We start from the raw sequence: 22,307 nt of genomic DNA on the forward strand, positions 1-22,307 counted from the left end.
CAGCCGACCAGCCTTTTGAGCGCGCGCGTTTCCCTGTGGGAGCGAGCCTGCTCGCGATGGCGGCCTGACAGCCGCCTCATCCCCTGCGGCCTGCCGCTTCAGGAATTCCCCAGTCAAAAACGCAAAAACCCGCTTTCGCGGGTTTCTGTGAGATTCAAGACCTTGTCTTGAAGCTTGAATTGGTGCCCAGAAGAAGACTCGAACTTCCACGACCTTGCGGTCACCAGCACCTGAAGCTGGCGTGTCTACCAATTTCACCATCTGGGCAGCATCTTCAGCGTTGCCGCTGTTGATGTGGCGCACTATACGGAGCGCGTTTTGATCTGTAAACCCCTGTTTTTGTTTTAGTAATTGCGAAAGCGGATTTCAGGAGGGTAGAAATGCAAAAACCCGCTTTCGCGGGTTTTTGGGAGAGCCTGCAGATCATTGATCTGTCGCTCGAAATTGGTGCCCAGAAGAAGACTCGAACTTCCACGACCTTGCGGTCACCAGCACCTGAAGCTGGCGTGTCTACCAATTTCACCATCTGGGCAGTATCGGCAACGTGTGTGCGTCGTCGATGGCGCGCACTATACGGAGCGTGTTTTTAACTGTAAACCCCTCTTGATAAAAAAAACGGGAAATTTCATGAGTGGTGTCTTTTCCTGCTTGATGAACGGGGTAAAAGACATTTAGAAAGGGCTTCGGATGCCTGAAATTTCCCGTTTCATTACGCCTATGCCAAACTAACCCGCATATAGACAAGGTGAAAACTCTCTAATGGCCGATTGGCAGTCCCTCGATCCCGAGGCCGCTCGTGAAGCGGAAAAATATGAAAACCCTATTCCCAGCCGCGAACTGATCCTGGCGCATCTCGCCGACCGGGGTTCGCCTGCCAGCCGTGAAGAGCTGGTCGAAGAGTTCGGGCTGACGACCGAAGATCAACTCGAAGCCCTGCGCCGCCGTCTGCGAGCCATGGAGCGCGATGCTCAATTGATCTACACCCGGCGCGGAACCTACGCGCCGGTGGACAAGCTCGACCTGATCCTGGGGCGTATCGCCGGTCACCGCGATGGCTTCGGCTTCCTGATTCCCGATGACGGCAGCGACGACCTGTTCATGAGCCCGGCGCAGATGCGCCTGGTGTTCGACGGTGACCGGGCGTTGGCCCGTGTGTCTGGCCTGGACCGCCGCGGTCGCCGTGAAGGCGTGATCGTCGAAGTGGTCTCCCGTGCCCACGAAAGCATCGTCGGCCGTTACTTTGAAGAGGGCGGCATCGGCTTTGTTGTCGCGGACAACCCGAAGATCCAGCAGGAAGTGCTGGTCACCCCGGGCCGCAACGCCAACGCCAAGGTCGGTCAGTTCGTCGAGGTGAAGATCACCCACTGGCCAACCCCGCGCTTCCAGCCGCAAGGCGATGTGGTGGAAGTGGTCGGCAACTACATGGCGCCGGGCATGGAAATCGACGTTGCCCTGCGTACCTATGACATTCCCCACGTCTGGCCTGAAGCGGTCCTGAAAGAAGCCGCCAAGCTCAAGCCGGAAGTGGAGGAAAAGGACAAAGAGAAGCGCATCGACCTGCGTCACCTGCCGTTCGTCACCATCGATGGTGAGGATGCGCGGGACTTCGACGACGCGGTCTATTGCGAAGCCCGGCCGGGCAAGCTGCGCCTGTTCTCCGGCGGCTGGAAGTTGTACGTCGCGATTGCCGACGTTTCCAGCTACGTGAAGCTCGGTTCGGCACTGGATGCCGAAGCCCAGGTGCGTGGCAACTCGGTGTACTTCCCCGAGCGCGTCGTGCCGATGTTGCCCGAGCAACTGTCCAACGGCTTGTGCTCGCTCAATCCCCATGTCGACCGCCTGGCCATGGTCTGCGAGATGACCATCTCCAAGTCCGGCGAGATGACTGACTACTGCTTCTACGAAGCGGTGATCCATTCCCACGCCCGCCTGACCTACAACAAGGTCAGCGCAATGCTGGAGACGCCGAAGCTCGCCGAGTCGCGCAAGTTGCGCGGGGAGTACAACGAGGTGCTGCCGGATCTCAAGCAGCTCTATGCGTTGTACAAGGTGCTGCTGGGCGCGCGTCATGTGCGTGGCGCCATCGATTTTGAAACCCAGGAAACCCGGATCATCTTCGGTTCCGAGCGCAAGATCGCCGAAATCCGTCCGACCGTGCGCAACGATGCGCACAAGTTGATCGAGGAGTGCATGCTGGCGGCCAACGTGGCCACCGCCGAATTCCTGAAGAAGCACGAAATCCCTGCGCTGTACCGGGTCCACGACGGTCCGCCGCCGGAGCGCCTGGAAAAACTGCGCGCCTTCCTCGGTGAGCTCGGCCTGTCCCTGCACAAGGGCAAGGAAGGTCCGTCGCCCAAGGATTACCAGGCGTTGCTGGCCAGTATCAAGGATCGTCCGGATTTCCACCTGATCCAGACCGTCATGCTGCGCTCCTTGAGCCAGGCGGTGTACAGCGCCGATAACCAAGGCCACTTCGGCCTGAATTACGAGGCCTATACCCACTTCACCTCGCCGATCCGTCGCTACCCCGACCTGCTCACGCACCGGGCCATCCGCAGCGTGATCCATTCGAAGATGAACACCCCGCACGTCAAGCGTGCCGGTGCGATGACCATCCCCAAGGCGCGCATCTATCCGTACGACGAGGCGGCCCTGGAGCAGTTGGGCGAGCAGTGCTCGATGAGCGAACGTCGCGCCGACGAAGCGACTCGCGACGTGGTGAACTGGCTCAAGTGCGAGTACATGAAGGATCGCGTGGGTGAGTCGTTCCCAGGCGTGATCACCGCCGTGACCGGTTTCGGCCTGTTCGTCGAGCTGACCGATATCTACGTCGAAGGCCTGGTGCATGTCACCGCGCTGCCGGGCGATTACTACCACTTCGACCCTGTGCATCACCGTCTGGCGGGCGAGCGCACCGGGCGCAGTTTCCGTCTGGGCGATACCGTCGAAGTGCGGGTGATGCGCGTCGATCTCGATGAGCGCAAGATCGACTTCGAGATGGCGGAAAAGACCATCGACGCGCCGATCGGACGCAAGAAGCGCGGTGCCGAAACGTCTGCACCTTCGGCCAAGGCCGCAGCTGAGCCGGCCTCGACCAAGTCCGGTCGTCGTGGCCCGGCCAAGGAAAAAGCCAATGAAGCCTATCGCCCGAGCGATGCCGCGGCGAAAAATGCCGAAGTGCGCAAGAGTCGTGAAATGAAGCAGGCATTGCTGGCCGAAGCCAAGAAAGGTGGTAAGGCGGCGCCGGGAGGAAAGACCGGGCGGTCGGCCCCCGAAAGCGCAAGCAGCAAACCGAGCAAACACCGTAAAGGCCCGTCGAAAGCGGGCTCGGCCCCGGCTAAAAGTGGCGGCGCCCGTAAACCCAAGGCCAAGTCATGAGTCAGTTGGAAAAAATCTACGGCGTGCATGCCGTGGAAGCGCTGTTGCGTCATCACCCCAAGCGGGTCAAGCAGATCTGGCTGGCGGAAAGCCGCAGTGAGCCCCGGGTCCAGACCCTGGTCGAGCTGGCCAACGAAAATCGCGTCGCGGTCGGCCAGGCCGAACGGCGTGAGATGGACGCTTGGGTCGAAGGCGTGCACCAGGGCGTCGTGGCCGAGGTGAGCCCGAGCCAGGTCTGGGGCGAGGCGATGCTCGAGGAATTGCTTGATCGCACCGAAGGCGCGCCTTTGCTGCTGGTGCTGGACGGCGTGACCGATCCTCACAACCTCGGCGCCTGCCTGCGTTCGGCGGATGCGGCCGGGGCATTGGCGGTGATCGTTCCCAAGGACAAGTCGGCAACCTTGACGCCGGCCGTACGCAAAGTCGCCTGTGGCGCCGCGGAAGTGATTCCGCTGGTGGCCGTGACCAACCTGGCGCGCACCCTGGAAAAACTCCAGCAGCGTGGCTTGTGGGTGGTCGGCACGGCAGGCGAGGCCGAACAGGACCTGTATCAGCAGGACCTCACCGGCCCGACGATCCTGATCATGGGCGCAGAAGGCAAAGGCATGCGTCGCCTGACCCGCGAACATTGCGACTATCTGGTCAAGCTGCCGATGGCCGGCAGCGTCAGCAGCCTCAACGTCTCGGTCGCGACCGGCGTGTGCCTGTTCGAGGCACTGCGTCAGCGTAGCGTCAAGGCTGCCGCCAAAAAGTAAGGCATAGGCAAGTCCTGTGGGAGCGAGCCTGCTCGCGATAGCGATGTATCAATCGGCATTCGTGCTGGATGACCCACCGCTATCGCGAGCAGGCTCGCTCCCACATTGTTATGTGTTGAAGTGGTTGTTCAAATAATCACCAATTGCCTTGCGCCTGCCTCGACCCTTCTCTACAATTGCGCCCCTTGCTGTGATGGCAGGCACTTATGTGTCTAGCGTCCACAAGTCCATAAGTGTCATTCACTCCTTGTCTGACCGTTTTTAAGCGGCAGGCTACAACCCGTAAGGAGCATTCATGCGTCATTACGAAATCATCTTTTTGGTCCACCCGGATCAAAGCGAGCAAGTCGGCGGCATGGTTGAGCGTTACACCAAGCTGATCGAAGAAGACGGCGGCAAAATCCACCGCCTGGAAGACTGGGGCCGTCGTCAACTGGCCTACGCAATCAACAATGTTCACAAGGCTCACTACGTGATGCTGAACGTTGAGTGCACCGGCAAGGCCCTGGCCGAGCTGGAAGACAACTTCCGCTACAACGATGCAGTGATCCGTAACCTGGTCATCCGTCGCGAAGAAGCCGTTACCGGCCAATCCGAGATGCTCAAGGCTGAAGAAAACCGCAGTGAGCGCCGTGAGCGTCGCGACCGTCCTGAGCACTCTGACAGCGCCGATGGCGATGACAGCGATAGCGACAGCGACAACAGCGATAACGCTGACGAGTAATCCACGGACCTTTTAAGGAGCCAATCACATGGCACGTTTCTTCCGTCGTCGTAAATTCTGCCGCTTCACCGCTGAAGACGTGAAAGAGATCGATTACAAAGATCTCAACACTCTGAAAGCCTACGTATCCGAGACCGGCAAAATCGTTCCAAGCCGCATCACCGGTACCAAAGCTCGTTATCAGCGTCAGCTGGCCACCGCTATCAAGCGCGCCCGCTTCCTGGCCCTGCTGGCCTACACCGACAGCCACGGCCGCTGAGACCGGGCAGTCGACAAGTAGCAAAGGATTGAATGCATGCGCGCCATAGCTGAGTTCATCATGCGCGGCCGTATGCAGGCCACTCTGGTAGTGGCTGGATGTGCGGCATTGCCGTTGTTGTATTGGTTGGGTGCTGCCGCCGGAAGCCTTGTGCTCCTGCGGCGCGGATTGAGGGACGCCTCTAGCGTTCTTGCTCTGGGACTGCTGCCGGCCTTGCTCTGGTGGTTGTACGCCTCGGACCCGCGGGCACTGATGGTGCTTCTGGGGTCTTCGGCGCTGGCGTTGGTGTTGCGCGCCAGCGAATCCTGGAACCGCGTGCTGCTGGTCAGCATAGCGATAGGGGTGGTGTTTTCAGTGGTGCTCGGGGTGGCTTTCGCGCCCCAGATCGAGATGCTGTCGCAGGCTTTGGTAAAAATCCTGCCCGAGGCCCTCGGTGATCTCTACCGGCAGATGTCGGCAGAGGAGCAGGCGCGTTTCGCGTCCCTGATCGCACCGGTCCTGACCGGCCTGATTGCGGCCTTGTTGCAAATCGTCAGTGTGCTGAGCCTGATTGTCGGGCGCTACTGGCAGGCGTTGTTGTACAACCCGGGTGGTTTTGGTCGCGAATTTCGCGCCATCCGTTTCCCGCTTGGGCTGGCGATGTTGCTGCTGGCGGGCATGCTTCTGGGACCGAACTTCGGTCCGCAGATGGCCATGCTCACGCCGTTGTGCAGCGTACCGCTGGTCTTCGCTGCCCTGGCCCTGATTCACGGGCTGGTGGCGCAAAAGCGACTGGCCAGGTTCTGGCTGGTGGGGTTGTACGTCACGTTGTTGCTGTTCATGCAGCTGATCTATCCGTTGCTGGTGGTCCTGGCCATCGTCGACAGCCTGATTGATTTTCGCGGTCGTATGGCGTCGAAAGACGCCGACAGCGCGAACGGTGAAGGTTAAAAGTTAGAGGATTTTCACATGCAACTGATCCTTCTGGAAAAAATCGCCAACCTGGGCAACCTGGGCGACAAAGTAAACGTTAAGGCCGGTTACGGCCGTAACTACCTGCTGCCTTTCGGCAAGGCTACCGCTGCGACCGCTGCCAACCTGGCTGCGTTCGAAGAGCGTCGCGCCGAGCTGGAAAAAGCCGCCGCAGACCGTAAGGCATCGGCTGAAAGCCGTGCTGCCCAACTGGCCGAGCTGGAAGTGACCATCACTGCCACCGCTGGCGACGAAGGCAAGCTGTTCGGTTCGATCGGTACTCACGACATCGCTGACGCACTGACCGCCTCCGGCGTTGAAGTTGCGAAGAGCGAAGTTCGTCTGCCGAACGGCACCATCCGCAACGTAGGCGAATTCGACGTGGCCGTGCACCTGCACGCCGAAGTTGAAGCCACCGTACGCGTTGTCGTGGTAGCAGCCTAAGCTTTGTACGAAAAGTCGCCGAGCGGCGATCAGGCAAGGCGAAAACAGGCGAGGAAGCGGAGTTTACTGGTTGTAAATGAGCATTCCGAGCCTGTTTTCAACGCAGCATGATCGACGCGCAGGCACTTTAATACCTGTCGGCTGGCACCCTTGGGTGCTAGCCGGTAACATCGGGCACGATCCTGTTTACAGGTCGTGCCCTTTGTCTTTCTGCAATTCCTGATTTTCATAACCCCCTGGGTTTCCCAAAGAATCAAGTGGCCATGAACGAAATCACCGCTCCCGAGCAATACGATCTGCAAACCGCTGCCCTGAAGGTGCCGCCGCATTCCATCGAGGCCGAGCAGGCCGTGCTCGGTGGTCTGATGCTGGACAACAACGCCTGGGAACGCGTGCTCGATCAAGTCTCCGACGGCGATTTCTACCGACATGACCACCGCCTGATCTTCCGTGCGATCGCCAAGCTGGCCGATCAGAACATGCCGATCGACGTGGTTACCCTGTCCGAGCAACTGGACAAGGAAGGCCAGACCTCCCAGGTCGGCGGCCTCGGCTACCTGGGTGAGTTGGCGAAAAACACGCCGTCCGTCGCCAACATCAAGGCCTATGCGCAGATTGTCCGCCAGCGAGCGACGTTGCGTCAGTTGATCGGTATCAGCAACGAAATCGCCGACAGCGCCTTCAACCCCGAAGGCCGTACCGCCGAAGAGATCCTCGACGAAGCTGAACGGCAGATCTTCCAGATCGCCGAAGCCCGGCCGAAAACCGGCGGTCCGGTGGGGGTCAACGAGTTGCTGACCAAGGCCATCGATCGTATCGACACCCTGTTCAACACCGACAATGCCATCACCGGCTTGTCGACCGGCTACACCGACCTCGACGAGAAGACCAGTGGCCTGCAACCGGCCGACCTGATCATCGTCGCCGGCCGTCCTTCCATGGGTAAGACCACCTTTGCGATGAACCTGGTGGAAAACGCCGTGCTGCGCAGCGACAAGGCGGTGCTGGTGTATTCCCTCGAGATGCCAGGTGAATCGCTGATCATGCGTATGCTGTCGTCCCTGGGGCGTATCGATCAGACCAAGGTCCGTTCCGGCCAACTGGAAGATGACGACTGGCCGCGCCTGACCTCGGCGGTCAACCTGCTCAACGACCGCAAGCTGTTCATCGATGACACCGCCGGCATCAGCCCGTCGGAAATGCGCGCCCGGACTCGCCGCCTGGTGCGCGAGCACGGTGATATTGCGCTGATCATGATCGACTACCTGCAGTTGATGCAGATCCCGGGCTCCAGTGGTGACAACCGAACCAACGAGATTTCCGAAATCTCCCGTTCCCTCAAGGCCCTGGCCAAGGAGTTCAACTGCCCGGTCGTGGCCTTGTCCCAGTTGAACCGCTCCCTGGAACAACGTCCCAACAAGCGTCCGGTGAACTCCGACTTGCGGGAATCCGGAGCGATCGAGCAGGACGCCGACGTCATCATGTTCGTGTACCGCGACGAGGTGTATCACCCCGAGACGGAGCACAAGGGCATTGCCGAGATCATCATCGGCAAGCAGCGGAACGGCCCGATCGGCTTTATCCGCCTGGCGTTCATCGGTAAGTACACGCGGTTCGAGAACCTGGCGCCGGGCAGCTACAACTTCGATGATGATGAGTAAGTTCGTCGTTGCCTGATCTGGCCTCATCGCGAGCAGGCTCGCTCCCACAGGAGATTGCATTGCCCTGTGGGAGCGAGTCTGCTCCGGGCGGCGATCCGACGATGGGCCGCTGCCGATTTCCGACCATAGCCGTCGGAATTGGCTATTTTTTGTGCTATATTCCGCCCCCGCGATTTTTCATCTTTTATACCGGTCATCGACATGCAAGCAGCCAAGCCGTTATTTGACTATCCCAAGTACTGGGCCGAATGTTTCGGCCCGGCGCCGTTCCTGCCCATGAGCAGGGAGGAGATGGATCAGCTCGGCTGGGATTCGTGCGACATCATCATCGTGACCGGTGATGCTTATGTCGATCACCCGTCGTTCGGCATGGCCATCATCGGCCGGCTGCTGGAAGCCCAGGGCTTTCGCGTCGGGATCATTGCCCAGCCGAACTGGCAGTCCAAAGACGACTTCATGAAACTCGGCGAGCCGAACCTGTTCTTCGGCGTCGCGGCCGGCAACATGGACTCGATGATCAACCGCTACACCGCCGACAAGAAAATCCGTTCCGATGACGCTTACACGCCGGGCGGTCTGGCGGGCAAGCGGCCGGACCGTGCGAGCCTGGTCTACAGCCAGCGCTGCAAGGAAGCCTACAAGCATGTACCCATCGTGCTGGGCGGCATCGAGGCGTCCCTGCGCCGCATCGCCCATTACGATTACTGGCAGGACCGGGTGCGCAACTCGATCCTGATCGACGCCAGCGCCGACATCCTGCTCTATGGCAACGCCGAACGGGCGATTGTCGAGGTTGCCCAGCGCCTGTCCTACGGCCACAAGATCGAAGACATCACCGATGTGCGCGGCACCGCGTTCATCCGTCGCGACACGCCGCAAGGCTGGTATGAGGTGGACTCCACCCGTATCGACCGTCCGGGCAAGATCGACAAGATCATCAATCCGTATGTGAACACCCAGGACACCGCGGCCTGCGCCATCGAACAGGAAAAAGGGCCGGTTGAGGACCCGAGCGAAGCCAAGGTCGTGCAGATCCTGGCGAGCCCGAAAATGACCCGTGACAAGACCGTGATCCGCCTGCCGTCGGTGGAGAAGGTCCGTAACGACGCGGTGCTGTATGCCCACGCCAACCGCGTGCTTCACCTGGAAACCAACCCAGGCAATGCCCGGGCCTTGGTGCAGAAACACGGTGAGGTCGATGTCTGGTTCAACCCGCCGCCCATTCCGATGACCACTGAGGAAATGGACTACGTGTTTGGCATGCCTTACGCACGTGTTCCGCACCCGGCGTACGGCAAGGAAAAGATTCCGGCTTACGAGATGATCCGTTTCTCGGTGAACATCATGCGCGGCTGCTTCGGCGGTTGTACGTTCTGCTCCATCACCGAGCACGAAGGCCGGATCATCCAGAACCGTTCCGAAGAGTCGATCATTCGCGAGATCGAGGAGATCCGCGACAAGGTCCCGGGGTTCACCGGGGTGATTTCCGACCTCGGCGGCCCGACCGCGAACATGTACCGCATCGCCTGCAAGAGCCCGGAGATCGAATCCGCGTGCCGCAAGCCGTCCTGCGTGTTCCCTGGCATCTGCCCGAACCTGAACACCGACCACTCCTCGCTGATCCAGCTTTACCGCAGCGCCCGCGCGTTGCCTGGGGTGAAGAAGATCCTGATCGCCTCCGGCCTGCGTTACGACCTGGCCGTCGAGTCGCCGGAGTACGTCAAGGAGCTGGTGACCCACCACGTCGGCGGTTACCTGAAGATTGCCCCGGAGCACACCGAGGAAGGCCCGCTCAACCAGATGATGAAACCGGGTATCGGCACTTATGACCGGTTCAAGCGGATGTTCGAGAAGTACACCAAGGAAGCCGGGAAAGAGCAGTACCTGATTCCGTACTTCATCGCCGCTCACCCGGGCACCACCGACGAAGACATGATGAACCTGGCGCTGTGGCTCAAGGGCAACGGTTTCCGGGCTGATCAGGTGCAGGCGTTCTATCCGTCGCCGATGGCCACCGCCACGGCCATGTACCACTCGGGCAAGAACCCGTTGCGCAAGGTCACCTACAAGAGCGACGGGGTGACCATCGTCAAGAGCGAAGAGCAGCGCCGCCTGCACAAGGCTTTCCTGCGCTATCACGACCCCAAGGGCTGGCCGATGCTGCGTGAGGCGTTGACCCGCATGGGCCGTGCCGACCTGATCGGGCCGGGCAAGCACCAGTTGATCCCGCTGCACCAGCCGGCGACCGACAGCTACCAGAGTGCCCGTCGCAAGAACTCGACGCCGGCCGGCAGCCACAAGGTGGGCAAGGACACCACCCGGATCCTGACCCAGCACACCGGCCTGCCGCCACGTGCCAGCGACGGCGGCAACTCGTGGGACAAGCGCGAGCAGGCCAAGGCCGCTGCGTTCGCCCGCAACCAGCAGGCGGCCAAGGAGCGCAAGGACGCCGCCAAGGGCAAAGGGCCGAAGCCGGCGCGCAAGCCGGTCGTGCCGCGCTGATCGCCCAAACCCTGTCGCAAACGCCAGCCTAAGTGCTGGCGTTTTGCTTTCTAGCGGCAGTGCTACTCCTTTGCTATCGTGGCGCCCGCCACAGTTCAGTGCTGCCCACAACTTGACTTATAGACTCCAAGGACGACCCATGAGCACCCCGTTACCCGGCATCGGCATGGACTACAGCCCCTCCCAGTTCATGGCCCGCCAACGCATCGAAAGCCAGATCAACCTGCCAAAACTGTTCGCTGCCATTGACGCCGATCCCGGCATTGTCGGCGCTGGCGTGGTGTATATCGATGCAGAGTTCAACGTGGTGACCCTGCGGGAATTCAAGCCGATCTGCAGCATCAAGCCCAAGCGGATCATTTTGCGCGAGGCGCAGAAGTACATAACGCCGGAGCAGTTCGCCCAACAGGTGCAGAGCAATCCTCGCGAATCGCGCCTGGTCATGGAAGCGGTAAACACTACTCTGTCCTGTGCGGGTGCGTTGATCAGTTGGTCGGTGATCGCCAGCGGAACGCTGCTGATCCCCTTCAGTGCCGGTGCCAGTGGCGTCATGGTCGCAGTTGCCTGGACGGCGGCGGGGGCCAGCAGTCTGCAATGCGTCAACGGCCTTGCTCGCACCACGCTTGAAGTTGCCAAACCCGAAGTGAACGACTGGCTGGACAGCGAAGGCTGGTACCAGAATGTCTCGATAGGTCTGGATGCGGCTTCGCTGGTGGGCGTGGGGGCTTCGGCATTGACGACGATCAAATTGGTGCGGGTCGCCAAAGCGTCGACGGGCAAGACCATGCGGGAAGTCCTGAGGGGGTTGAACAGGCAGGAACGGGCCAAGTTGACCAAAGAGCTGCTGAGCATCAACGATCCGCGCCTGACGTCAAAGATGCTCAAGCTGAAGCAGCTTGCGGGCTCCTTGCCCAAGCGCTATACGACCGCAGAACTCAGGCACGGCACCATCACCCAGATCAAGGACTCCCTCGGGGCCGCTATCGGGCTGACCGGGAGTGCGTTATCGGGCAATGTCAAAACCATTGCCATTGGTCTGTATGAAGAGTTCGATGAATGAACAAGGAACTGACGCTCCGGGTGTTCTTCCAGCGGCACTTCCTTGGCTTCATCGCGGCCATCTTCACCGCCTACCTTTCCGTTGCCTTGGCGCTTGCGCTGGCGTTTGTCACCTATTTCCGAGCATGGCCGCTGGAGGACAGCGGCATCTACATCATGCTGGCTGGTGCCGTGGTCACCCTGCTGGTGGCCCACGGTAACCTGATGGTCCTGTGGGGACGACCGCGCTGGGTGTGGCTGCTGGTGGGGGTGTTTGTTGCCTGCCTGGCGTTTGTGCTGCCGATGATTTACTTCGCCCCTCATCAAGTGCTTTATGGGCTGGCTGTGTTGTTTCCGCTATTGGGCTTGCTGTTGCTCAACAGCAAACGCCACCGTGAAATGCGCAGCAAACTGGTCGAAATTCGCCATCAGCGTGAACGCCTCTCTCAAGCGATAAAGACCTCACGCTCGCGCCGCTGAGTCGATTCGCTACGATCCCCGCCACATTTATGTGCACCTCTGTGCACGGGAAGTCGGGCATCGTTCCGTTTTAGTGCTCTACTGCCTTGAGTAGACGAAGAAAGTGTCCGGCCAGCCTGCATGGCATAAGTCTTGCGCCGCTTTCTATTCCGCCCAGGTTTGCAGGAGGCACGCCGTGTCGATCCATGTCGCATTGCATCACGTCACGCATTACCGCTACGACCGTGCCGTCGAGCTCGGCCCGCAGATCGTTCGCCTGCGCCCCGCGCCCCACAGCCGTACGCGGATTCTTTCCTATGCATTGAAAGTTTCGCCTGAGCAGCACTTCATCAACTGGCAGCAGGATCCCCAAGGCAATTACCTGGCGCGCCTGGTGTTCCCCGAAAAAACCAAAGAGCTGCGGATCGAGGTCGATCTGCTGGCGGAAATGGCGGTGTTCAATCCGTTCGACTTTTTCCTCGAACCCTACGCCGAAAAGATTCCATTCACCTACGGGGCCGATGAGAAACACGAGCTGATGCCGTACCTGGAGACGTTGCCGCTGACGCCGAAATTCAAGGCGTACCTGGATGGCATCGACCGCACACCGCTGCCGGCGGTGGATTTTCTGGTGGCGCTCAACCAGCGCCTGCACGACGACATCAGCTATTTGATCCGCATGGAGCCCGGTGTCCAGACCCCGGAACACACCCTGGAACAGGCGTCCGGTTCCTGCCGCGACTCGGCCTGGTTGCTGGTGCAACTGTTACGTCACCTGGGCCTGGCCGCGCGGTTCGTCTCCGGTTACCTGATCCAATTGACCGCCGATGTGAAAAGCCTCGACGGTCCGTCCGGTACCGAAGTGGACTTCACCGACCTGCATGCCTGGTGCGAGGTCTACCTGCCCGGCGCCGGCTGGATCGGCCTGGATGCGACGTCCGGCCTGTTTGCCGGCGAAGGGCATATTCCGCTGGCGTGCAGTCCCGATCCTTCATCGGCGGCGCCGATCACGGGCCTGGTGGAGCCGTGCGAATGTGAATTCAGCCACGAAATGTCCGTGGAGCGGGTCTGGGAAGCGCCGCGGGTGACCAAGCCCTACACCGAAGAGCAATGGCTGGCGATCCAGGCGTTGGGCCGGCAAATCGACGCTGACCTGCTGGAAGGCGATGTTCGGCTGACCATGGGAGGCGAGCCGACCTTCGTCTCCATCGATGACCCTGACGGCGCCGAGTGGAATACCGCAGCGCTCGGCCCGGACAAGCGTCGGCTCTCCGCCGAGTTGTTCCAGCGCATGCGCAAGCACTACGCGCCCCAGGGGCTGGTGCATTTCGGCCAGGGCAAGTGGTACCCCGGCGAACAGTTACCGCGCTGGTCCCTCAACTGCTACTGGCGGCGTGACGGCGTGCCGATCTGGCATAACAGCAGTTTGATCGCGGACGAGCAGCAGGATTACGGTGCCGATGGCGAGATGGCCGGGCGTTTTCTGACTAGCGTCGCTGAACGTTTGAACATTCCCGCGCGCTTCGTGTTTCCGGCCTACGAAGACAACTTCTATTACCTCTGGCGCGAAGGCGCGTTGCCTTCGAATGTCAGCGCCCAGGACCCACGCCTGGACGATGCCCTGGAGCGGGCGCGGTTGCACAAGGTTTTCAGCCAGGGCCTGGACAAAGTGATCGGCCAGGTCTTGCCACTGGCCCGCACCGCCAAGGGCGATCAATGGCAGAGCGGTCGCTGGTACCTGAGGGATAACCACTGCCGATTGGTGCCGGGGGATTCGCCCCTGGGCTATCGCTTGCCGCTGGCGTCCCAGCCGTGGGTGACGGCAGCCGAGTATCCATTCATTCACCCGACCGACCCTAATCAGGATTTACCTGAGCTGCCCGGCGCCGAAAAGCTGGCCCGTCACGGCGAGGCGCTGATCGAAGAGGATCGCGTGCCGGAAATCGACGTGTCCGCCGACTGGCTGACCCGCACCGCATTCTGTGCCGAGGCCCGCGAAGGTCGGCTGTATCTGTTCATGCCGCCGCTGGAGCGGGTCGAGGATTACCTTGAACTGGTCAGTGCCATCGAGGCCACCGCCGAGGAGCTGCAGTGCCCGGTGTTGTTGGAGGGCTACGAGCCGCCGAGCGATCCACGGCTGGGTAACTTCCGCATCACGCCCGATCCGGGCGTGATTGAAGTGAACGTGCAGCCGTCGGCGTCTTGGGATGAATTGGTCGAGCGCACCGAATTCCTCTACGAGCAGGCACGGCAAACCCGGCTGACCACCGAGAAGTTCATGATCGATGGTCGGCATACCGGCACGGGCGGCGGTAACCACTTCGTCCTCGGCGGTGCGACGCCGGCTGACTCACCGTTCCTGCGACGCCCCGATCTGCTGCGCAGCCTGATCAGCTACTGGCATAACCATCCGTCGTTGTCCTATCTGTTTTCCGGATTGTTCATCGGCCCGACGTCCCAGGCGCCCCGGGTGGACGAAGCGCGTAACGATGCGCTGTACGAACTGGAAATCGCCTTTGCGCAGATGCCGGAGCCAGGCGAGGCATGCCCACCCTGGTTGGTTGACCGGTTGTTGCGCAACCTGTTGATCGACGTGACCGGCAACACTCATCGTGCCGAATTCTGCATCGACAAGCTGTATTCGCCGGACGGCGCGACAGGGCGTCTCGGCTTGCTGGAATTGCGCGCCTTTGAAATGCCTCCCCACGCCCGCATGAGCCTGGCCCAGCAATTACTATTGCGGGCGCTGGTGGCGCGGTTCTGGCGCGAACCTTATGCGCCGGCCAAACTGGCGCGCTGGGGCACCGAACTGCATGACCGGTTCCTGTTGCCCCACTTCATCGAGCAGGACTTCGCCGATGTCATCGAAGAACTGAATACCGCCGGTTACCCGCTGCGGGCCGAGTGGTTCGCCGCGCACCTGGAGTTCCGCTTCCCGAAAGTGGGCGATTACGCGGCGGGCGGTATCGAGCTGCAATTGCGCCAGGCCCTGGAACCCTGGCATGTGCTGGGCGAGGAGGGCGCAGTCGGTGGCACCGTGCGCTATGTGGATTCATCCCTGGAGCGCTTGCAGGTCAAGCTCAACGGCCTGGCCCCGCAACGGTATCTGCTGACGTGCAACGGTGTGCCGGTGCCGCTGCAACCCACTGGCCGGGTCGGAGAGTTTGTCGCCGGGGTGCGTTTCCGTGCCTGGCAGCCCGCCAGTTGCCTGCAGCCAACCATCCCGGTCCACGCGCCGCTGGTCTTCGATCTGCTCGACACCTGGATGCAGCGTTCCGTGGGCGGTTGCCAGTACCACGTGGCACACCCGGGCGGGCGCAACTACGACAGCCTGCCGGTGAATGCCAACGAGGCCGAGAGCCGGCGGATGGCGCGTTTCTTCCGTCTGGGACACACTCCTGGGAAACTGCCGATACCCAATCTGGACGTGGCTGACGAGTTCCCACTGACACTCGACCTGCGGCGTTTTCAGGGGGCCCTGAACAAAGGAAACTGAAGAGGTTTACCTGTGGCGAGGGGATTTATTGTGGCGAGGGGATTTATCCCCGTTGGGGCGAAGCCCCCCCATAATTAATGCCCGCTACACCGCGGTGCCTGGATTGGGTCTGCTGCGCAGCCCAGCGGGGATAAATCCCCTCGCCACAGAAAACCTCCTCCCACCAGAGGTACTGCGTCGGTCAAACCGTTCACATGCCAAGCCATGGCATCTATCCGGGCATCATGCCCTTGCGCTAGTCTCACCTTTCACTGCCGTCTGCCGAGCTTTCCATGCCTGACCTGCTTGACCGTTACCCGCTGACAACGGGCACCTATCACGAACTGCTGGACGACAGCGGTGCGGTACGCCCGCACTGGCGGCGGCTGTTCGACCAGTTGCAGCGCAGCACGCCGGCCCAGTTGATGCAGCGTCAGGCCTTGCTGGCGCGACAGATCCAGGAAAATGGCGTCACCTATAACGTCTATGCCGATCCGAAGGGCGCCGACCGGCCGTGGGAGCTGGACTTGCTGCCCCACGTCGTCGATGCGCAGGAATGGAAGCAACTGTCGGCCGGTATTGCCCAGCGCGCACGGTTGCTCAACGCGGTGTTGGCCGACCTCTACGGGCCGCAACGACTAATCAGCGAAGGTCTGCTGCCGGCGGAGCTGGTGTTCGGACACAACAACTTCCTCTGGCCCAGCCAAGGCATCAGCCCGCCGGACGGGATTTTCCTGCATTTGTATGCCGTGGATCTGGCGCGAGCGCCCGATGGACGCTGGTGGGTCACGGCGGATCGGACCCAGGCCCCCTCCGGGGCCGGTTATGCGCTGGAAAACCGCATGATCGTCTCCCGTGCCTTTCCGGATCTCTATCGCGATCTGAAGGTCCAGCACCTGTCCGGTTTCTTTCGCACCTTGCAGGAAACCCTTGCCCGGCAGGCCCCCAGCGATGGGGAGCCGCCGCTGGTGGTGTTGTTGACGCCGGGGCGTTTCAACGAAAGCTATTTCGAACACCTCTATCTGGCGCGCCAGCTTGGCTACCCGTTGGTGGAGGGGGGCGACCTGACCGTTCGCGACGCCACGGTCTACCTCAAGACCCTCAGCGGGCTCCGTCGGGTCCACGCGATCATGCGCCGGCTCGATGATGATTTTTGCGATCCGCTGGAGCTGCGTACGGATTCGGCCCTGGGTGTGCCGGGGCTGCTGGAGGCGGTGCGCCAGGGCCGGGTGCTGGTGGCCAACGCCTTGGGTAGCGGCGTGCTGGAATCGCCAGGCTTGTTGGGGTTCCTGCCGAAGATCTGCCAGTTCCTGTTCGGCGAAGACCTGTTGCTCCCCTCCATCGCCACCTGGTGGTGCGGCGAGCCACCGGTGCTGGCCCAGGCCCTGGAAAAGCTGCCACAGCTGTTGATCAAGCCGGCGTTCCCTTCCCAGAGCTTCAGGCCGGTGTTCGGCCGTGACCTGAGCGAGGAGCAGCGCGACCGTCTGGCGGCGCGGATCCAGGCGCGGCCCTACGCGTATGTGGCCCAGGAGCTGGCGCAGCTGTCCCAGGCCCCGGTCTGGCAAGCCGAGGACGGGCTATTGCAGCCACGGGCCATTGGCATGCGCGTGTATGCGGTGTCCGGTGAGGACGATTACCGGGTGCTGCCGGGCGGCTTGACCCGCGTGGCGGCCGAGGCCGATGCCGAAGTGGTGTCGATGCAGCGCGGCGGCGCCAGCAAGGACACTTGGGTGCTGGGAGAACAGGCACCTGGCAGTGAACAATGGAAGGCCCAGCGTACCGTGGGCGTTCACGACCTGGTTCGGCGGGATCCGTACTTGCCATCCCGGGTGGTGGAAAACCTGTTCTGGTTCGGCCGTTATTGTGAACGCTGTGACGATAGCGCGCGCCTGCTGCGGATCATGCTGGCGCGTTATGTCGATGGCGACGATCCGCAGGCCCTGCAATCGGCGGTGTCCCTGGGTGAAAGCCTGATGCTGCTGCCCGAGGAGGGCGAACTGCCCGAGCGTCTGCTGGTCGCGTTGCTGGGGGACGATTGGTCGTTCAGCCTGCGCTCCAACCTGCAGCGCCTGCAGTGGGCGGCCTCGCAGGTGCGGGGCAAATTGTCCCGAGAGAACTGGCAGGCGCTGGTGGAGCTTCAGCGCGAGGCGCTGGAGCTGGAAACCGACGAAGCGGATTTCGGCGAGCTGCTGGATTTCCTCAACCGGCTGGTGATGTCCCTGGCGGCGCTTTCCGGCTTCGCCCTGGACGACATGACCCGCGACGAGGGGTGGCGCTTCCTGATGATCGGTCGGCGCCTGGAGCGCCTGCAATTTCTCAGCAGCAGTCTGGCCGCATTCCTGCGGGGCGAGGCGGTGTTCGATCAGGCCGGGCTGGAATGGCTGCTGGAACTGGGCAACAGCAGCATCACCTACCGCTCGCGTTACCTGGCGGTCGCCCAGTTGATCCCGGTGCTCGACCTGTTGCTGCTGGACGAGCAGAACCCCCATGCGGTGCTTTTCCAGTTGAAACTGGTGACCCGTACCCTCAAGCGCTTGAACGATGACTTTGGCGCGCCCAGGGAAACCGCATTGCCGGAGTTGGTGACGCGCCTGTCGCGCTTTGACCTGCGTTGCCTGGAGAATCCACTGTTTGGCGAAGCCAGCCTGCGCGCAGCGCTTGATGGCCTGGCCGATCTGTTGCAGGAAGTGGCCGATGTCAGCGGCCAGGTGTCGGATCGCCTGGCCTTGCGTCATTTTGCCCACGTCGATGACGTCAGCCAACGCACGGTGTCCGTATGATGAGCGCCCGCTACCAGATTCTCCACGACACCCACTACCACTATGACAGCCCGGTGTCCCTGGCCCAGCAGCTTGCTCACTTGTGGCCGCGGTCCTGTGATTGGCAGCGTTGCACCGATCAGCAGTTATTGATCAGCCCTGAGCCGACGACCCGTCGGGATGAACTGGATGTCTTCGGTAATCCACTGACCCGGCTGGCATTCGAACGGCCCCATGACGAGTTGTTGGTCAACGCCCGCCTGAGCATCGAGGTCCTGGCCCGCCCCGCGCTGGATTTCAACCTGTCGCCGGCCTGGGAGGCGACCTGCCAGGCACTGACCTACAGCAGCCGGCCGCTGTCCGAGGCGGTGCTGGGTGCGTGTCGCTACCGTTTCGAGTCACCCTACGTGCACCTCAAGCGCAGCTTCGTCGAGTTTTCCGAAAGCTGCTTCCCGCCGGGACGCCCGTTGATGTTGTGCATTCGGGCGTTGATGGAGAAGATTTTCGACGAGTTCACGTTCGATGCCGAGGCAACCCAGGTGGCGACGCCGCTGGTGGAGGTGCTGGAGCGACGGCGGGGCGTCTGCCAGGACTTTGCCCACCTGATGCTGGCCTGCGTGCGCTCCCGTGGGTTGGCGGCGCGCTACATCAGCGGCTACCTGCTGACCCAGCCACCGCCCGGCCAGCCTCGGCTGATTGGCGCCGATGCGTCCCATGCCTGGATCTCGGTGTTTTGCCCGGAGCTGGGCTGGGTGGATTTCGACCCGACCAACAACGTACAGCCCGCCCTGGAGCACATCACCCTGGCCTGGGGCCGGGACTTCTCCGACGTGTCGCCGTTGCGTGGGGTGATCCTGGGGGCGGTAATCACGATCCCGAGGTTCGCGTGACAGTGATGCCGCTGGAGTAATACAGGGTTTGGTCTGAGGGAAGGCTGCGGGAGCATGGCTTGCCCGCGATCGGGATGTAGCGGCTGAGCTGAAAACCGCGAGGGCCATCGCGAGCAAGCTTTGCTCCCACAGGGCAAGCCATGCCCCCACAGGAACTGCGTGCTTCCATGGGGGCCACATGGTTCATAGGCGCTGTGATTTATTGGAGAGCTATATGTTCCCGGTTTCCATCAAAGGCGTGCTGCAATCCCCCGAAGGCCTGATCGTGCTCATGCTCAACGAGCGGGATGAGTGGGAATTGCCCGGCGGGCGAATCGAATTGGGCGAAACGGCACCGCAATGCCTGGCCCGGGAAATCATCGAGGAACTCGCGGTGGAGGTGAGCGTAGGGGAACCGCTGGATTCCTATCTGTTCGAGGTCATCCCCGGCAAACACGTATTCATCTCCACTTACCGCTGCCAATTGGTGGGCGGCTTCGTGCCGATCGTCAGCCATGAACACAAGGAGATCGGGCTTTTCGAGCCGGGCCAGCTACCGGCCAACCTGCCCGAAGGTTATCGCGCCTCGATTGCCAAAGCCTTGCGCGGGTGAGGGCCCCAGAGCCCTCACGCCGGTTCTCAGAGGGTTTTCTGCTCAGCCCATTTCGGCTGTACCGAGGGTTGCCATTCATCCAGCGCATCGAGCAGGTCATGCGCTGACTCGCTCACTTGCAGCATGTCGCGATGGGCTGCACGGACGAAACCTTCGTCGACGATATGGTCGAGGAAAGCGGTGAGTTTGCTGTAGAAACCATTCACTTCCAGCAGGCCCAGCGGCTTGCCGTGGTAGCCGAGCTGACCCCAGGTCCAGACTTCGAACAATTCCTCCAGGGTGCCGAGGCCGCCGGGCAGGGCGATGAAGGCGTCGCTGAGTTCGGCCATGCGCGCCTTGCGGGCATGCATACCGTCCACCACCTCCAGGCGGGTCAGGCCGCCGTGGCCGATTTCCTTGTCCTTCAGGCTTTGCGGAATGATGCCGATTACCTCGCCCCCGGCCGCCAGGGCCGCGTCGGCAACGATGCCCATCAGGCCGACGGCGCCGCCGCCATAGACCAGGGTGAGCTTGCGTTCGGCCAATGCTCGCCCCAGGGCTTGCGCCGCTTCACGGTAGGCGGGATTGGAGCCGGTGCTGGCGCCGCAAAATACACAGACAGACGCGATGGACATGCTTTACTCCAGAGTCGGTAACCGCTGCAGAGTAAAGCCTGGCCGCTGCCGTGTGCAAAGGGCGCAAGGGCATCAAGCCTCGCGTGCAGGTTTTTCGTAGGTGCCGCTGGCGCCGCAGGCGTAGGCGGCGAGCAGGCTGCATAACAGGCTGTTGAGGTTCATGACAGGCGCTCCATTGAGGTGATGAGGCCGATCATAGGCGGACATCGTGCGTCTGGCCGGTTGATTGTATCCATCAGGCTGATAGCCTTAAGTTGTATACAATTTTTGATTCAGGTCATAGGAACTTGTCTGAAATTAGGGCAGTCTTCCCCTTTGAAGGAATTTTCTAACCATGCCTTGGAGATTCATGATGTTTGCCAAACTTGTAGCAGTATCCCTGTTGACACTGGCTAGCAGCCAACTGATGGCAGCGGAGTGCAAGACCACCATCGACTCGACTGATCAGATGTCCTTCAGCACCAAGGCCATCGAGATCGACAAGAGCTGCAAGACCTTCACCGTTGAGCTGACCCATTCGGGCAGCTTGCCAAAAAATGTCATGGGCCATAACTGGGTGTTGAGCAAAGAGGCTGACATGCAGCCGATTGCGACCGATGGCCTGGGCGCCGGGATCGACAAGAACTACCTCAAGGAAGGTGATGCACGGATCATCGCCCACACCAAGATCATCGGCGCCAATGAGAAAGATTCGGTGACCTTTGACGTATCGAAGCTCGATGCCGCCGAGAAGTACGGTTTCTTCTGCTCGTTCCCTGGCCACATCTCGATGATGAAAGGCACCGTGACGCTGAAGTAATCCTTCAGGCATAAAAAAGCGCCCCTTGCAGGGCGCTTTTTTATGTCCGTAAATCACCGGGGGCCGGATGTGGGAGCGAGCCTGCTCGCGATGGCGGAGTGTCAGTCAACTTCCAGACTGGCTGACCTGACGCCATCGCGAGCAGGCTCGCTCACACAGGAGCTTTGGGTGCCGGCTATGGGGCGTACGGCAACACTCGCTTGTGCTCGGTCTTGCGATAGGTCTCGCAGATGATCCGGGCCGCTTCTTCGCGAATGGTCTGGCCGTGCAGGAAAGCATCGATTTCCCCATAGGTCACGCCGTGAGCGGCCTCGTCGGGTTTGCCCGGGGAGAGGTCCTCGAGGTCGGCGGTGGGGACTTTTTCCACCAGCGATTCCGGCGCTCCGAAGTCACGGGCGATGGCCCTGACCTGATTCTTCACCAGGCCGCTCAGGGGCGCCAGGTCACAGGCGCCGTCACCGAACTTGGTGAAGAAACCCATCACGGCTTCAGCCGCATGATCGGTACCGACCACCAGGCCTTGCTCGGCACCGGCGATGGCGTACTGCGCCACCATGCGCATCCGCGCCTTTGAATTACCCAGCACGAAATCCCGCGAGCCTGGCGTCTTGCCTTCGAATGCCAGGATTTCATTGGCCAGGGCCTTGACCGCCGGGCCGATGTTGACGGTGTGGCGTTCGTCCGGCTCGATGAAGTCCACGCAGGCTTGTGCTTCGTGCTCATCGAACTGGGTTTCGTACGGCAGGCGCACGGCGATGAACTTGTAGGCCGGGTTACCGGTTTTTTCCCGCAACTCGCGCATGGCGCGCTGGGCCAGCAGGCCGGCAGTCAACGAATCGACCCCTCCACTGATCCCCAGCACCAGGCTCTTGAGTCCGGAGTTGACGAGGCAGTCCTGGATGAAGCTAACCCGACGAGCGATTTCGGCCTTGAGGGCGGCCTCATCGGCGAACGGTGGCTGGACCTTGAGCTGTTCAGCAATCTCACGCTGTACGGCTTGCATGAAT

The 22,307-nt window shown here is 61.3% G+C and carries 16 protein-coding genes, 2 tRNA genes and 1 pseudogene; 15 read left to right on the forward strand and 4 right to left on the reverse strand.

The features are described from left to right. Positions 1–180: 180 nt before the first annotated feature. Both PCOSP_RS02695 and PCOSP_RS02700 read right to left on the reverse strand, forming a co-directional pair. A tRNA-Leu gene (locus PCOSP_RS02695) sits at positions 181–267 on the reverse strand. A gap of 178 nt (positions 268–445) precedes the next feature. Beyond that, a tRNA-Leu gene (locus tag PCOSP_RS02700) sits at positions 446–532 on the reverse strand. 227 nt (positions 533–759) lie between these two features. Between PCOSP_RS02700 and rnr the strand changes: the two genes are divergently transcribed. From rnr to PCOSP_RS02770, 14 genes and pseudogenes are all read left to right on the forward strand, one after another. After that, positions 760–3,378, forward strand: a complete 2,619-nt coding sequence (gene rnr / locus PCOSP_RS02705) for a ribonuclease R (protein WP_464710258.1) — start codon at positions 760–762, stop codon at positions 3,376–3,378. Further along, positions 3,375–4,133, forward strand: a complete 759-nt coding sequence (rlmB, locus tag PCOSP_RS02710; protein WP_041024061.1) for a 23S rRNA (guanosine(2251)-2'-O)-methyltransferase RlmB — start codon at positions 3,375–3,377, stop codon at positions 4,131–4,133. Before rnr ends, rlmB begins: the two co-directional genes overlap by 4 nt. Before the next feature lie 295 nt (positions 4,134–4,428). Then, positions 4,429–4,857 (forward strand): 30S ribosomal protein S6, encoded by a 429-nt coding sequence (rpsF, locus tag PCOSP_RS02715; RefSeq protein ID WP_003186395.1) that lies wholly within the window; start codon positions 4,429–4,431, stop codon positions 4,855–4,857. 28 nt (positions 4,858–4,885) lie between these two features. Further along, positions 4,886–5,116, forward strand: a complete 231-nt coding sequence (gene rpsR, locus PCOSP_RS02720) for a 30S ribosomal protein S18 (protein ID WP_002551829.1) — start codon at positions 4,886–4,888, stop codon at positions 5,114–5,116. A gap of 36 nt (positions 5,117–5,152) precedes the next feature. Further along, complete coding sequence (locus tag PCOSP_RS02725; protein ID WP_139646754.1) at positions 5,153–6,046, forward strand: YybS family protein; 894 nt, start codon at positions 5,153–5,155, stop codon at positions 6,044–6,046. A gap of 18 nt (positions 6,047–6,064) precedes the next feature. Further along, the gene (gene rplI, locus PCOSP_RS02730; protein ID WP_003186385.1) at positions 6,065–6,511 is read left to right on the forward strand and encodes a 50S ribosomal protein L9; all 447 of its coding nucleotides are present in this window, start codon (positions 6,065–6,067) and stop codon (positions 6,509–6,511) included. Between the two features lie 263 nt (positions 6,512–6,774). Continuing rightward, positions 6,775–8,172 carry a replicative DNA helicase gene (gene dnaB / locus PCOSP_RS02735; RefSeq protein ID WP_024779176.1) on the forward strand — a complete coding sequence of 466 codons (1,398 nt, stop codon included), beginning with the start codon at positions 6,775–6,777 and terminating at the stop codon, positions 8,170–8,172. Positions 8,173–8,373: 201 nt separating this feature from the next. Further along, entirely contained in the window at positions 8,374–10,674 is a 2,301-nt protein-coding gene (locus PCOSP_RS02740) for a YgiQ family radical SAM protein (protein WP_139646752.1), read from the forward strand. A gap of 139 nt (positions 10,675–10,813) precedes the next feature. Next, entirely contained in the window at positions 10,814–11,734 is a 921-nt protein-coding gene (locus PCOSP_RS02745; protein WP_139646750.1) for an NAD synthetase, read from the forward strand. Beyond that, positions 11,731–12,192 (forward strand): hypothetical protein, encoded by a 462-nt coding sequence (locus PCOSP_RS02750; RefSeq protein ID WP_464710261.1) that lies wholly within the window; start codon positions 11,731–11,733, stop codon positions 12,190–12,192. The genes PCOSP_RS02745 and PCOSP_RS02750 overlap by 4 nt, the downstream gene beginning before the upstream one ends. 175 nt (positions 12,193–12,367) lie before the next feature. Further along, on the forward strand, positions 12,368–15,667 hold the full coding sequence (locus tag PCOSP_RS02755) for a transglutaminase family protein (protein WP_464710263.1): 3,300 nt from the start codon (positions 12,368–12,370) through the stop codon (positions 15,665–15,667). Between the two features lie 272 nt (positions 15,668–15,939). After that, positions 15,940–18,426, forward strand: coding sequence for a circularly permuted type 2 ATP-grasp protein (locus PCOSP_RS02760; RefSeq protein WP_139646745.1), 2,487 nt, complete (start codon positions 15,940–15,942; stop codon positions 18,424–18,426). Then, a pseudogene (locus PCOSP_RS02765) lies at positions 18,426–19,315 on the forward strand (transglutaminase family protein). The gene PCOSP_RS02760 and the pseudogene PCOSP_RS02765 overlap by 1 nt, the downstream one beginning before the upstream one ends. A 194-nt stretch (positions 19,316–19,509) precedes the next feature. Beyond that, positions 19,510–19,887: an NUDIX hydrolase gene (locus PCOSP_RS02770; RefSeq protein WP_139646740.1), complete on the forward strand. Its 378-nt coding sequence runs from the start codon at positions 19,510–19,512 to the stop codon at positions 19,885–19,887. A gap of 26 nt (positions 19,888–19,913) precedes the next feature. Here PCOSP_RS02770 and PCOSP_RS02775 read toward each other — a convergent pair whose 3' ends face one another. Then, complete coding sequence (locus PCOSP_RS02775) at positions 19,914–20,501, reverse strand: LOG family protein (protein ID WP_139646738.1); 588 nt, start codon at positions 20,499–20,501, stop codon at positions 19,914–19,916. Between the two features lie 352 nt (positions 20,502–20,853). Between PCOSP_RS02775 and azu the strand changes: the two genes are divergently transcribed. After that, a complete protein-coding gene (gene azu / locus PCOSP_RS02780) occupies positions 20,854–21,300 on the forward strand; it encodes an azurin (protein WP_139646736.1) in 447 nt (148 codons plus the stop codon). A gap of 175 nt (positions 21,301–21,475) precedes the next feature. Here azu and nadE read toward each other — a convergent pair whose 3' ends face one another. Then, the gene (nadE, locus tag PCOSP_RS02785; protein ID WP_139646734.1) at positions 21,476–22,303 is read right to left on the reverse strand and encodes an ammonia-dependent NAD(+) synthetase; all 828 of its coding nucleotides are present in this window, start codon (positions 22,301–22,303) and stop codon (positions 21,476–21,478) included. Positions 22,304–22,307 lie beyond the last annotated feature (4 nt).

This window comes from Pseudomonas sp. MAFF 730105, from assembly GCF_055380705.1.

Coding starts and splice junctions, on each gene's coding strand:
- rnr (WP_464710258.1), top strand. CDS start 760: ATGGCCGATTGGCAGTCCCTCGATCCCGAGGCCGCTCGTGAAGCGGAA.
- rlmB (WP_041024061.1), top strand. CDS start 3,375: ATGAGTCAGTTGGAAAAAATCTACGGCGTGCATGCCGTGGAAGCGCTG.
- rpsF (WP_003186395.1), top strand. CDS start 4,429: ATGCGTCATTACGAAATCATCTTTTTGGTCCACCCGGATCAAAGCGAG.
- rpsR (WP_002551829.1), top strand. CDS start 4,886: ATGGCACGTTTCTTCCGTCGTCGTAAATTCTGCCGCTTCACCGCTGAA.
- PCOSP_RS02725 (WP_139646754.1), top strand. CDS start 5,153: ATGCGCGCCATAGCTGAGTTCATCATGCGCGGCCGTATGCAGGCCACT.
- rplI (WP_003186385.1), top strand. CDS start 6,065: ATGCAACTGATCCTTCTGGAAAAAATCGCCAACCTGGGCAACCTGGGC.
- dnaB (WP_024779176.1), top strand. CDS start 6,775: ATGAACGAAATCACCGCTCCCGAGCAATACGATCTGCAAACCGCTGCC.
- PCOSP_RS02740 (WP_139646752.1), top strand. CDS start 8,374: ATGCAAGCAGCCAAGCCGTTATTTGACTATCCCAAGTACTGGGCCGAA.
- PCOSP_RS02745 (WP_139646750.1), top strand. CDS start 10,814: ATGAGCACCCCGTTACCCGGCATCGGCATGGACTACAGCCCCTCCCAG.
- PCOSP_RS02750 (WP_464710261.1), top strand. CDS start 11,731: ATGAACAAGGAACTGACGCTCCGGGTGTTCTTCCAGCGGCACTTCCTT.
- PCOSP_RS02760 (WP_139646745.1), top strand. CDS start 15,940: ATGCCTGACCTGCTTGACCGTTACCCGCTGACAACGGGCACCTATCAC.
- PCOSP_RS02770 (WP_139646740.1), top strand. CDS start 19,510: ATGTTCCCGGTTTCCATCAAAGGCGTGCTGCAATCCCCCGAAGGCCTG.
- PCOSP_RS02775 (WP_139646738.1), bottom strand. CDS start 20,501: ATGTCCATCGCGTCTGTCTGTGTATTTTGCGGCGCCAGCACCGGCTCC.
- azu (WP_139646736.1), top strand. CDS start 20,854: ATGTTTGCCAAACTTGTAGCAGTATCCCTGTTGACACTGGCTAGCAGC.
- nadE (WP_139646734.1), bottom strand. CDS start 22,303: ATGCAAGCCGTACAGCGTGAGATTGCTGAACAGCTCAAGGTCCAGCCA.